At 41.3% G+C, this 12,923-nt stretch carries 12 protein-coding genes; 5 read left to right on the forward strand and 7 right to left on the reverse strand.

Going from position 1 to position 12,923, the window contains the following annotated elements:
* The first annotated feature begins 379 nt into the window (after positions 1–379).
* Complete coding sequence (locus V7L20_RS31555) at positions 380–676, forward strand: hypothetical protein (protein WP_334747863.1); 297 nt, start codon at positions 380–382, stop codon at positions 674–676.
* A gap of 103 nt (positions 677–779) precedes the next feature.
* Here the strand turns inward: V7L20_RS31555 and V7L20_RS31560 are convergent, their stop codons facing one another.
* Together V7L20_RS31560 and V7L20_RS31565 are read right to left on the reverse strand one after the other, a co-directional pair.
* Positions 780–1,025 (reverse strand): type II toxin-antitoxin system RelE/ParE family toxin, encoded by a 246-nt coding sequence (locus tag V7L20_RS31560; protein ID WP_334747991.1) that lies wholly within the window; start codon positions 1,023–1,025, stop codon positions 780–782.
* A 47-nt stretch (positions 1,026–1,072) separates the two neighbouring features.
* Positions 1,073–1,342, reverse strand: coding sequence for a type II toxin-antitoxin system ParD family antitoxin (locus tag V7L20_RS31565; protein ID WP_334747864.1), 270 nt, complete (start codon positions 1,340–1,342; stop codon positions 1,073–1,075).
* Between the two features lie 272 nt (positions 1,343–1,614).
* Here V7L20_RS31565 and V7L20_RS31570 point away from each other — a divergent pair, with 272 nt between their 5' ends.
* The gene (locus V7L20_RS31570) at positions 1,615–2,337 is read left to right on the forward strand and encodes a TerC family protein (protein WP_334747865.1); all 723 of its coding nucleotides are present in this window, start codon (positions 1,615–1,617) and stop codon (positions 2,335–2,337) included.
* A gap of 124 nt (positions 2,338–2,461) precedes the next feature.
* On the opposite strand, the gene ndk is transcribed toward V7L20_RS31570, so the two are convergent.
* On the reverse strand, positions 2,462–2,911 hold the full coding sequence (gene ndk, locus V7L20_RS31575; RefSeq protein WP_334747866.1) for a nucleoside-diphosphate kinase: 450 nt from the start codon (positions 2,909–2,911) through the stop codon (positions 2,462–2,464).
* 256 nt (positions 2,912–3,167) lie between these two features.
* Between ndk and speA the strand changes: the two genes are divergently transcribed.
* Positions 3,168–5,183: a biosynthetic arginine decarboxylase gene (speA, locus tag V7L20_RS31580; RefSeq protein ID WP_334747867.1), complete on the forward strand. Its 2,016-nt coding sequence runs from the start codon at positions 3,168–3,170 to the stop codon at positions 5,181–5,183.
* Positions 5,184–5,295: 112 nt separating this feature from the next.
* On the opposite strand, the gene V7L20_RS31585 is transcribed toward speA, so the two are convergent.
* The 3 genes from V7L20_RS31585 to V7L20_RS31595 all read right to left on the reverse strand — a co-directional run bounded on the left by V7L20_RS31585 (position 5,296) and on the right by V7L20_RS31595 (position 8,982).
* A complete protein-coding gene (locus tag V7L20_RS31585; RefSeq protein ID WP_334747868.1) occupies positions 5,296–6,465 on the reverse strand; it encodes an NDP-sugar synthase in 1,170 nt (389 codons plus the stop codon).
* Positions 6,466–6,695: 230 nt separating this feature from the next.
* Entirely contained in the window at positions 6,696–7,526 is an 831-nt protein-coding gene (locus tag V7L20_RS31590) for a ScpA family protein (RefSeq protein WP_334747869.1), read from the reverse strand.
* Between the two features lie 370 nt (positions 7,527–7,896).
* Positions 7,897–8,982, reverse strand: a complete 1,086-nt coding sequence (locus V7L20_RS31595) for an AI-2E family transporter (protein ID WP_334747870.1) — start codon at positions 8,980–8,982, stop codon at positions 7,897–7,899.
* Between the two features lie 74 nt (positions 8,983–9,056).
* Between V7L20_RS31595 and pdxH the strand changes: the two genes are divergently transcribed.
* A complete protein-coding gene (gene pdxH, locus V7L20_RS31600) occupies positions 9,057–9,701 on the forward strand; it encodes a pyridoxamine 5'-phosphate oxidase (RefSeq protein WP_334747871.1) in 645 nt (214 codons plus the stop codon).
* A gap of 203 nt (positions 9,702–9,904) precedes the next feature.
* On the opposite strand, the gene V7L20_RS31605 is transcribed toward pdxH, so the two are convergent.
* Positions 9,905–10,786, reverse strand: coding sequence for a DUF3153 domain-containing protein (locus V7L20_RS31605; protein ID WP_334747872.1), 882 nt, complete (start codon positions 10,784–10,786; stop codon positions 9,905–9,907).
* A 410-nt stretch (positions 10,787–11,196) separates the two neighbouring features.
* On the opposite strand from V7L20_RS31605, the gene V7L20_RS31610 reads away from it, so the two are divergent.
* Entirely contained in the window at positions 11,197–12,645 is a 1,449-nt protein-coding gene (locus V7L20_RS31610; protein WP_334747873.1) for an MOP flippase family protein, read from the forward strand.
* The last annotated feature ends 278 nt before the right edge of the window (positions 12,646–12,923 follow it).

Raw genomic sequence — 12,923 nt, forward strand, 5'->3', positions numbered from 1 at the left:
TCCTCCAACTCAAAGCGAGTCCTGCGATTGCTTCGTCGTTCCTCCTCTCTACGAGACGCTACTCGCGAACGCAATAACAATTTTTCATTAAAAAATGAAAACTGGGATGCACTCTTCTAGAAGTGTGTCATTCATCAAGAAATATTCATAAATTATGACGATATTTTTGTTCTCATATTTTAATTCTAAATACCAAATAACGACAGCAGAAAAGTAATTGTAGCTACAAATAAATACTTTTTACTTTTAATTTATTTTTGATTTAGGGTATTTACAAGTATAAAAATATACTTTAATATATAAATAAGAAAGGCGATCGCCCTCTGCCAAGAAACTGCGATCGCCTTTCTATAAACCCCCATTCTGGGAGACAATTACAATGATGGCACAAGTACAAAAGTTTGTAAAAAATCACAAGTTCGCCCAATTAGAATTACAACAGTACTTAGAGGGCGAATTAAATACACCCATCCTGAATCAATCTTCTGAAAATCAATTACCGAAAAGAGAACCGATTAAACATCTATTAATAGGTTCTCCAAAAGCAGTTACTAGCACAATTCACTATCTGCAAGTGATTGGCTACGCCAGCATCGGCGATTGGAGTCCGCTATTACCAACCGCCAACCCAGGCGAGGTAATGAGTATTTTAATCCGTCAGATTTTAATGCAATAGGACATATCAAGATGGTGCGTTGTCGCAAGGGCGCAACGCACCCTACTTGAACTTCATCTGTCCTAGGGGTTTAGCAATGTGTTAAACCCAAAAAGCAGTGATTTTAATCAGAGAATAGCGCCTCTAAATCGCGGTAGTCACTTACTATCCGCACAACTTCAATCCCCTCTGCAATTTGGCGATAAAATATCAAATAATCATCAACTGGAAAGCTTCGTAACGCAGGTAAAAGTTCATCCCGTCTGCGTCCCATACTAGGAAACTGTGCTAAAGTATCCAACTTTTGAGTGATGATTGTGAATAATCTATCTGCAATATCTGGATTTCCAGCAAATAGGTAATCGTTAATTTATTGTAAGTCTTCGGTAGCTTGAAGCGATAGAAAATATAAACTCATTATTGTGCCTGAGTCTTTCTCAAAGCTTGGTTCTTTTGACGCAGTTGCTCGATTACTTCTTTACCGTCGAGTCGTTCTTGGCGATCAAGTTGCTCAACCCCAATCATAATTTCTCTTTGCAGTTCCTCAAACCGACCCTTGTAAATACGTTCCCGTTCCTCCAACAGCCTAACACCTGCAAGAATCACTTCCTCTGATGAGGTGTACTTACCGCTTACAACTTGACTTTGAATGAACTGCTCAAGCTCGGTAGTTAAGGAAATATTCATAAACTATTACCATATTTTTGTTCTCATATTCTAATTTTAGATGCGAACTGACAGCAGTCCATTGCGATCGCCTGAAGCTAAATGTTAAAACTTTTGGTGTATTGACTTATACGCAAATTACCCCACTTGCAGGGCGATCGCATCCATTCAACCCTCTTCAAAATCCACCACAACCACGTTAAGCTGGATCAGAGTGGCAATTTATTGCGCTTTTTAATATGAAAATCTCTGTTCTTGTCAAAATTTAATTTTTTCTGCTTGAGAACACCGGAATGCTAGACCGAATTTTTGATTACCTCGACTTTCATTTCAGCATTGAAGCCCCTATAGTTCTGCTGATCCTGGTGCTTTTAGAGGCGCTCTTATCTGCCGACAATGCGATCGCTCTGGCTGCGATCGCTAGGGGGCTGGAAGACGAAGAACTTGAGCGTAAAGGACTCAACTTTGGTTTAGTCGTTGCTTATGTGCTGCGAATCACCCTGATTCTCACTGCCACTTGGGTGCAACAATTCTGGCAATTTGAATTATTGGGTGCTGCTTATCTGCTGTGGTTGGTATTCCAACACTTTACCTCTCAACAAAGTGAAGACGATCACTATCACGGACCGCGTTTTAATTCATTGTTGCAAGCGATACCTGTGATTGCCTTTACAGATTTGGCATTTTCTTTAGATAGCGTGACAACAGCGATCGCAGTTTCTCAAGAAAAATGGCTAGTGCTGACGGGTGCAACAATTGGTATTATTACGCTGCGATTCATGGCAGGATTGTTTATTCGTTGGCTAGACGAATATGAAAACCTAGAAGACGCAGGCTATGTAACTGTAGCGTTGGTAGGCTTGCGCTTGTTATTGAAAGTGGTAAACGATAGTTTAGTTCCACCAGAATGGATCATGATTGCTGCCATCTTCCTAATTTTAGGCTGGGGATTTTCCAAGCGTGTTGGTACTGAATTACCCCAAGTAGAACCAGAGAAGAGCGAAGTCTCGAAGTAAGTGAAAAGTTACGAGTTAGGAGTGAGAAGTTAGGAGTGAGGAGTTAAGAGTTATTATTTATGAATTTTTAACTCCTAACTTTTGTACAGACGCGATTAATCGCGTCTCTACTCCTAACTCTCCATTACTCGTGCAACCAAGGTGTTAAGTGTGGTTGCCAATTTACTAATTCTTCATCCTTAAACCATAGGGCTATTTCCCGTTGCGCGGTTTCTTGAGCATCAGAACCGTGGATTAAGTTGCGACCAATATCTAGGCCAAAATCGCCGCGAATCGTTCCTGGCTCTGATGTTAAAGGGTTCGTCGCACCAATAATCTTTCTCGCAGATGCAACAACACCATCACCTTCCCATACCATCGCTACCACTGGGCTAGAAGTGATAAATTCGACTAGACCAGCAAAAAAGGGACGTTCTCGGTGAACATCATAGTGTTGTTCAGCCAATTCTCGACTGACTTTCAGAAACTTTAAACCAACTAGGGTAAAACCTTTAGTTTCAAAGCGACGGATAATTTCCCCCACTAATCCCCGTTGTACTCCATCTGGCTTAATTGCTAAGAATGTGCGTTCCAAAGTTATCTCCAAAAACTTAATGAATTTTTTATTTTGTCAATTGTCCTTTGTCATCCTCTATCTTGAGTCTAAGGGTTTTGCACTAATGACCAATGACCAATGTACAGACGCGATTAATCGCGTCTCTACTGACTAATGACATACGACTCTTGACCAATCAGAGTTTATCTCAGAAGTTATCATTGGGTGCATATACGTTCCCAAATGAATGCGTTAAATTGTTAATTCGTGGGTGAAAAACAGAGGCTAGGAAGAAATGGGTGTTGATCCAACTGCTACATCTGACGAGGTGGTACAAGTACCGTCCAATGGACACAAAGAAGTGAAAAATCATAAGCAAAAAAAACTGTTATCACCTAGTCCTACCACAGGAGATTTACCTCGCTCTTGGAAAATTGAGGATAGCGAAGCCTTATACAGGATTGAAGGTTGGGGACAACCTTATTTTTCCATTAGCGCTGCCGGACACATTACCGTGGCACCTAAAGGCGATCGCGGGGGATCTCTTGACTTGTTTGAATTGGTCAACGCCATGAAACAGCGCAACTTGGGACTTCCTATGTTGATTCGCTTTTCCGATATTTTGGAAGACCGGATTGAACGGTTAAATGCTTGTTTTGCTAAAGCGATCGCCCGCTATAATTACCCTGGTGTCTACCGTGGTGTGTTTCCCGTAAAATGCAATCAAGAACGGCATTTGATTGAGGATTTAGTGAAATTTGGCAAGCCCCATCAATTTGGTTTAGAAGCCGGTTCCAAGCCAGAATTAATGATTGCTCTAGCTGTCTTGGATACACCAGGAGCATTGTTAGTTTGCAACGGCTACAAAGACCGAGAATACATCGAAACGGCAATGCTAGCCCAAAGACTAGGGCAAACACCAATTATCGTTTTAGAACAGATTGAAGAAGTTGATTTGGTGATTGATGCCAATCGCCAGTTAGGTATTAAGCCAATATTAGGTGTTCGTGCTAAACTCAGTACCCAAGGCATGGGACGTTGGGGAACCTCTAGTGGCGATCGCGCTAAATTTGGTTTGACAATGCCTGAAGTAATCGAGGCTGTTGACAAGTTACGGGAAGCTAACCTACTCGATTCTTTGCAGTTGATGCACTTCCATATCGGCTCACAAATCTCTGCCATTAATGTAATTAAAGATGCTATCCAAGAAGCCAGCCGCATCTATGTAGAATTGGCAATGCTGGGAGCGGATATGAAATACCTTGATGTTGGTGGCGGCTTGGGCGTAGATTATGATGGCTCCCAAACCAACTTCTATGCATCGAAAAATTACAACATGCAGAACTATGCTAACGACATCGTGGCAGAGTTAAAAGATACCTGTGCCGAGCGGCAGATTTCCGTACCAACACTGATTAGCGAAAGTGGACGAGCGATCGCTTCCCATCAGTCAGTGCTGATTTTTGATGTTCTCAGTACTAGTGATGTCCCCCTCGATATACCAGAACCTCCGCAAGAGGGAGAATCCCCAATTATTAATTACCTTTGGGAAAGCTTCCAATCCATCAACCAAGAGAATTACCAAGAGTTGTACCACGACGCTGCACAATTCAAAGAAGAAGCGATCAGCAGGTTCAACTTAGGAATTTTACGCCTCAGAGAACGAGCCAAAGCCGAACGCCTCTATTGGGCTTGTTGTCAGAAAATTCTCAAGATAACTAGACAGCAAGAATACGTACCCGATGAACTGGAAGACCTAGAACAAATTATGGCTTCCATCTACTACGTGAATATGTCAGTGTTTCAATCAGCACCAGATTGCTGGGCGATCGATCAGCTATTCCCAATCATGCCAATCCACCGCTTAGATGAAGAACCAACACGGCGGGGAATTTTAGCAGACCTCACCTGTGATAGTGATGGTAAAATCGACCGCTTTATAGACCTGCGCGATGTCAAATCGGTTTTAGAGTTACACTCTTACAAGCCCGGAGAACCCTATTATTTGGGGATGTTCTTGAATGGAGCTTACCAAGAAATCATGGGCAATTTGCACAACCTATTTGGCGACACCAACGCCGTTCACATCCAATTAACCCCCAAAGGCTACCAGATTGAACACGTTGTCAAAGGTGACACCATGAGCGAAGTGGTAAGCTACGTCCAGTATGACTCTGAAGATATGGTGGAAAACATTCGCCAGCGTTGCGAGAAAGCATTAGAAGAAAAGCGCATCACCCTAGCAGAATCTCAGCGACTGCTACAAACCTACGAACAGAGTCTCAGAAGATATACGTACTTAAATAGTTAGGAGTTAGGAGTGAAGAGTTACGAATAATGTTAAGAGTTAGAAGTGAAGAGGAAAACACAAACTTCTAACTCCTAACTCCTAACTCCTAACTCCAAACTTCTAACTCCTAACTTTAACTTGCGTTTGTCCCCAACAATTCCTCTATAGCTTGTAACTCAAGAGGGGTATGTAATGGCGGGGTCTGACGGGCATCGGTAATCAGCCAGTCTAAAGCAGCTGCTTGAACATCTATTGCAGCGCCAGTTTTATCCACGCAATAACGTCCAAACACCAGCTTATCGACTAAACGCACTCCTGGCCCCAACCGCGACCATTCAAAAATCACGCTGTTTTCTACTGTTGCGCCATTACATATCCAACAATTAGGGCCAATCATCGCTGGACCGATAATTTTAGCTCCGTCTTCTATTCTCGTCATCCCGCCAATGTAAACTGGGCCTGTAATATCAACTTTGTCCCAATTTACGGCAACATTTAAGCCAGTGTAGATGCCAGGGGCGACTTCATGACCAGGAATTTGCACGTTCTTGATTTCACCTAGCAATACACCGCGAATCGCCCGCCAATAGTCTGGTACTTTACCAATATCTACCCATTCAAAATCCATAGGAATGGCGTAGAAGGGAGCCTTAATTTCTACCAATTTGGGAAACAATTGGCCACCAATATCATATTCGACACTAGAAGGGATATAGTTAAACACTTCTGGCTCAAAGATGTAAATACCTGTGTTGATGTTGGTGCTGAGGGCTTCTTCAGTTGAAGGTTTTTCTTGGAAAGCTTTGACACGACCCTCTTCGTCAGTTACCACCACACCGTAGCTAGAAACTTCTTCCTTGGGGACAGATTTCGTAATAATAGTAGCGATCGACCCTTTAGCTCTATGCCATTTAACCGCCGCAGTTAAATCCAAATCAATTAAAGCATCACCGCACAATACCACAAAGGTATCATCAAAAAAGGGCGAGAAGTCTTGGATGCGGCGCATCCCTCCAGCTGAACCTATTGCTTCGCCTTCGAGTTTACCGTTGTCATCAATTTTGCCTTCAAAGGAATAGGCAATTTGCACCCCAAACCTCTGACCATCACGAAAATAGTTTTCTATTTCCTCAGCCAAATGACTAACGTTGACCATAATTTGGTCAAATCCATGTTGGCGTAACAATTCCAACAAGAACTCCATCACTGGCTTTTGCAGGATGGGAATCATTGGTTTGGGAATTGTATAGGTAATCGGACGCACGCGAGTACCCTTGCCAGCCGCGAGAATCATCGCTTTCATAAAAATTTATTCCTCAACCACAAGCCAGTTTACTTTTATCGAGTGATACTTAATCATCAGTTTTTATTTCTGCTCTAAGTTATCCCTTAAACAGGAATAACAGGAATTTAGTGGTTATTGCAACCATAAGTATACTTAGATGACAAGCGATCGCTTATCTTTTCAATTTACTCGGATTTTGGACTGAATCAAAAATCTGTAAATTATCTGTAAAGCTATTTATTAGTTTATTAGTTCATTGACTCCTCAAAAGGTTTGCCAGTCTTAGCTGAATCTATAAGTAGCCGAACTTTGATCTCATGGTAGAACTCCTCTTGAAATAGCTCTACTTTGGATTGAGCCGAGAGCAACAGCAGTGCCCAGAAAACGCTAACTAAATGACTGTGTTTAGAATCATGTCCAGACCCACTTTGTTTGAGATGCTTTGTCTGAGTCCACAACTCTACAAGTTGTTCTAGATTCAACCAATTTTGTTCTAAATTTAGCTCCCTTGCCCACACATTCAACACCTGTTCTAGTTCCCCAGCTACTTCCGTCAGATTTTCCTGGTGAGCTAACTCCAGCGCCTGCCGCATACTTTGGACACTAGGCAGACGTTTGGGACGGATAGGTTTGCTGACTTTTTCTACAAGTTTTAGGTGGTTTGCCATAATCTGCAATTGCTTAATTAACTCTTGCAGAGTTACCCGACGCTTTGGTGGCGGCATTGCCGATGGACGACGACGCAATTGTCGTTCTAATGGTAGACGATGACCCTGATGTAATATTCCGTCTTCATCTTCTAATAGGGCATCATCTACTACATCATCCTGGACATCTCCTACTGTTGACAATTGCATCAAGGTATTTGCCTTGAATAATACCAACATTGATGCTGACAAAAATGCCTGTCCAGATTGAGATAAGTCTGATTCATAACCTCTTCCTATTTCCTCCGGTGCCATCAGTTCTAAGTAACGGTCAATCACCTCAATCACTTGGACATCCCAAGGGTCAATTTCTCCCTGTTGGGCTTGGTAAATCAAGAGTGTGATTGTTTCTAATAGCTCGGAAGCTTCCATTAATAGGTTCTAAGTTAATTAATGACAGGAATTGCCTGTTGGCAGTATTCCCTGAAATTTGTAATCAATCACCATTGTGAATTGTGAGATCAGATTGTGCAACCTTGGGCATTGGGCACTTGTACTGCCCTTCTCTTCTTAGGCTGCGCCCTAAGCGTAGCTGTGCCGCAGGCTTTACGACTATGCTCAGGAACCGCGACTTGTGCCAAGCGGACTTGTACTGAGTGTAGTCGAAGTAAGTCGAAGTATTGGGAATTGGGAAAGAGAAGGCAAAAGGTATGAGGCAGAAGTTCTAAAATTTTTGAATTTTGAATTTTGAATTTTGAATTTTGAATTTTGAATTGATTTCTCCCCCTGCCCCTTTGCCATCTTAATCGAGGGGTGGATCATGAGGAATAGTGACAGTTGATACAAAGTTACTAGGCTTGCCGCTCTTGATCGCATCGAAAGTTCCTTTGATAGTACCAGCAATGGGAACAGCAACAAGTGTCCCCAACAATCCAGCAATCTCAAATCCCATCAAAATAGCTACGAAAATCCAGATAGGGTTCAGCCCGATAAAGTTGCCGAGTAACCTGGGAGCTAACAAGTTATCTTTAACCTGCTGCATGAGAATTGCCGCTATGGCAACTTGAACTGCCAACCACCAATTTTGCAGCAGTACTAAAATAGTCACTAGACCAATGCCGAGAGATGCTCCAATAAAAGGAATAAGTTCCGAGATCCCGATCAATATGGCAAACAACAGGGCAAAGGGCAACTTCATCACTAAGAAAATTGGCGTCAGGGTTAGCACCATGAACAGTCCTAGCAACAACTGGCTAAGGAAGAAGTTCTGAAAATTGAGGCGCAAGGATGCAGTAAGAGGATCTGCAATATTAGAGGGCAAAATATTGACTAGACCATACCAGACGCGATCGCCATATAAAAGCATATAAAATGCAAGCACGATTACTAACACTACGTCAAGTAATCCTGAGAGCAGTGTTCCAGCAAATCCCACTGCACCAGAAGCTAGTTGTTGTACCAGATTCTGAATGTTGGCATTGATTTGACTGCTCACAACTCTCAAATCAATTGGCAAACGTCGTTGTTTTGCCAGCATCTCAAACTGCTTTAAGTTCGCTTGACTGGCGCCTAACCAATCAGGGATATTATTTAACAGTTGAACTGTTTGATCAATGATTAATGGCACTAGAGTGACGCCCAGAATCACCAACAGGGTTAATGTTGCAAGTAAAACTATGATCACTGCCTGAGTGCGCGTGATCCGGGCACGTTCAAAGAACTTAACTGGGTAATTTAGTAGAAAAGCCAGAATCGCTGCAATGATCAAGACGGTAATGGGATGCTGAAAATAGCGAAAAAGAACAGACAGCAGCCAGATATTGAGAGCGATAATCGGGCCGCTTAGACCATAAATTAACAGGCGTTGAAGGGAGGCTGAACGGCGCATCTTATGCAACCTATTTTAGATATTTTTAACAAAGACATGTATAAGCGTATCTGATAACCAGGAAGTAAATCAAAATGGACAAAACCATAGCTGACCTTCGCAAAGACTACACCTTGGAAGGTTTAAGCGAACTTGAAATTGACCTCAATCCGTTTATCCAATTTAAAAAATGGTTCGATCAGGCACTAGCAGCGCAACTCCCAGAGCCCAATGCCATGACCATTGCCACTGCCACACCAGACGGTAAGCCCTCAGCCAGAATGGTGTTACTCAAGGATTTTGATGAACGGGGCTTTGCTTTCTTTACCAACTACAACAGTCACAAAGGACAAGAACTGGCAGAAAATCCCCAAGGGGCTTTAGTGTTCTGGTGGGCAGAACTGGAACGTCAAGTGCGGATTTCGGGGTATGTAGAGAAAGTTTCCGAAACTGAGTCCGACCAGTATTTTCACAGTCGCCCTGCTAACAGTCGCCTGGGTGCGTGGATATCTAATCAAAGCGAGGTGATAGAAAGCCGAGAAGTTCTTGAGCGACGTTTGCAGGAGTTTAAAAGCAAATATGAAAATGAGAAGATTCCCCGACCGCCTCATTGGGGAGGCTTACGAGTGATCCCCACAGAAATTGAGTTTTGGCAAGGCCGCCCCAGTCGTCTCCACGATCGCTTACTCTATAGCCGTTTAGATAATGACACTTGGAAAATAGAGCGGTTGTCACCGTGAAAAAGAGGCAGGGGGCAGGGGGCAGAGGGAGGGAAAGTCGTAGTGAAGTCCAGAAATTGGATAATTTATTTTTTGGAGTTCCCTTAACTGGCAATCTTAAACCAGAGGTAGGCGAGCAGGGAGAAGAGGACAAGGGGAAAGATTTGTTACAAGTTCTCTGTTACCTCTTCTCCTCCTGCCTCTTCATTGAACAGATGAATACTCTACTGTTCTTGAGCAGTAGCTGCTTTAGGAGGGAACTCAATTCTGGGATCTGGCATGAAATTGTATCTCAAGTACAATCCTCCCCAGACAAACAAGATAATTAACAATGCACCAATACCAATGGAACTGGGAAGCCAGAAAACAGCTTCTATATGGTTTAGCTCACCAGGGTGGAGTTTCCACACTAATCGATTGCCATTTTTTTCTGGCTCTATTGCAGTTTCAGTTAGTTGAATATTTTTGGCTCCCCAAGGAGTCTTCAAGCTAAATTCCAAGTCGAGAATTGAACCAGCATTAGCCAAGACGTTACCTTTGCTGGCAATTAAGGATAGTGATCGCAAATCCAAATCATAAATTAACCGATTTCGGACTAAAAGTAAAAAATTGTTCTGCTCCAAGAGTACATTTGATTCAATTTTCGGCAGTTCTGAGTCAGATTGCTTTCCCACTGACTCAGAGGGTTGATTCGCACGGGAGTTAAAAAATTCGTTAAACTTCTCTTGTAATTCCCTACCACTACTAAAAGGAATTGTGACAATGATTTCTTCTTGAGAAACTCGCTGTGTTTTACCTTCTAGTTGACGGGCGCGGCGTTCTATGCTTTTTAACCATTCGTACACAGAATCGCCACTAAAACTAGTTAGCCGCTCTCCCAACCTAATATGCTGTACTAGTTCGCCACTATTTGAGTTGTCAAAATTAAGCCCTACATCGTACTTCACACAGCCAGTCAGTAGCAGGGATGTTAACAGCACTAGCCAGAGAATAAGATTTCGCATGGGAAAGACGCGGTTCATTCGATTTCTACCATTCAGTGTCAATAAAAACCTAAATGGTCTGATTAACCACAATAAAATCTGTCCGAAAATGGAAGAATTCATAACTATAAGTCTCTCTAAAAGTCAAACTTTTTAACCAATCTTGACTCTTACCTCAACACAAGGCAATCTGGTTTAAAGGTTTCCACACCAGTTTCTATAATTTTGGGAAAGTTGGCAATAGACTGGTAAAGTTCATTCAATATCTACAAATTGGCAAAAGGTAGTATAATTTTATGGAATATTTATTTAAATTTGAAAAACTATTTTTCCAAAGATTACATCAATCACTTATACTAATAATATTTTACTTTGTCGTTTTTAGATTAAAAGATTTGAATAATAACTAACGCGATGTACAAAAATTTAGTTCTATCACAAGACATCGAAGTGTAGTTGCAAACTAAACAGACGATTTAAGCATACACAAAAAGCTATATTCATTATAAGTTATTTCAGGGGTTAACTCTGTAATGCAATCACGTAATTCATCAAATTTACGACAAAAAGCTGTTAAAGGAGTATTTTGGTCTGCTCTAGACAGTTGGGGACGTCAAGTTATTGCCCTCGGTATTTTTTTCATACTGGCACGCTTGCTAGGCCCAGAAACTTTTGGTCTAGTTGCTCTATCCACCATATTTTTGAATTTTTTGCAAATTTTTCTTGACCAAGGTCTGTCCCAAGCAATTGTACAACGTCAAGATATAGAAAAAGAACATTTAGATACTGCCTTTTGGACTAATTTAGGAGTCAGTGGACTGACAGCAATATTAAGTATTGCTTGTGCTGGATTGATTGGTGATTTATTCAAAGAGCCACAGATTACACCAATAATCCGCTATTTATCTCTAGGCTTTCTAATCAGTGGTTTTAGTAGTGTTCAAGAAGCAATTTTTCAACGAAAACTAGCTTTCAAATCCCTTGCCATACGCTCATTGATAGCAGTAATTCTTGGCGGAACAGTAGGCGTAACTATGGCATTTATGGGATTTGGAGTTTGGAGCCTTGTCGGTCAGCAATTAACCAATAGCTTTGCACAAGTTTTAGTACTTTGGTGGGTAAGTGACTGGCGTCCAGGATTCAAATTTTCGCCACAACACTTCAAAGAACTATTTGCCTTTGGAGTAAATGTAATGGGGATGAATTTATTTAACTTTTTAAACCGCCGTTCTGACGATTTTTTAATCGGTTATTTCCTGGGTTCTACTGCATTAGGATATTACAGCGTTGCCTATCGGTTGCTACTAAATTTAACGCAATTACTAACTATCGTTATTTCAAAAGTTTCTCTTCCTACATTTTCCAGGTTACAAGAAGAACCGGAAAGATTACGTAATGCACTTTACAAAGGAATCCAAATTACAAGTTTAATTACTTTTCCAGGGTTCATGGGCACAGTAATATTAGCACCTGAAATAGTATTGGTTATATTTGGAGAAAAGTGGTCACCAAGTATTCCAGTAATGCAAGTTTTGAATTGTATGGGTATTATTTATGCTTATTTTTATTTCAATGCCCCTGTGATAATGGCTGTAGGAAAACCTTCTTGGAAATTAGCTTTAGATTTTGTACAAGCCGTCTGTAATGTTATTGTCTTCGCCATATCAGTTAAATGGGGAATTGTTGCTGTTGCAGCAGCTTACGTTCTCAGAAGTTATTTGATGGCACCCCTCGATATTTGGGTAGTTTGGAAGTTGATTCGCATTGATGTAGGAACTTATCTGCGCCAAGGTTCTGTCCCTCTAATAGGAACAATAATTATGCTGATTGCTATTTTTATTGTTAAATATTTTTTGAGTACATTAGTCAGTTCTTCTGCGTTACTAGTTCTTTCTATATTTGTTGGTATTATAGTATACGTGTTGTCAATTTTCGTGATTGCGCCAAAACTATTTTGGCAGGTAGTAAACATTGCTCGTTAAAACAGCAAATATAGGATTTGTAAGCAGGGTAAACGCATCTAATTTTGTAGCTATTGACACAGAAAAAAAGCTAAAAGCTTTATATAAATATCAATTTTTCATTCCAAATCGGACGAGTTGCGTAAATAATTGAAAAAACATGGTTTAAATAGCTTTTTTGTTTTTTGACCATATAAAGACGAAAATGTCAATCCCACCTTTTGGCTCAGTGTAGTAATTTTGAACTTATTTGTGCTTTGGGTGAACCCCAAGACTACCGTGTCAATAGGGTTTGAGAT

Origin of the sequence: Nostoc sp. (assembly GCF_036916735.1) — a bacterium.
Classification (GTDB): domain Bacteria; phylum Cyanobacteriota; class Cyanobacteriia; order Cyanobacteriales; family Nostocaceae; genus Nostoc.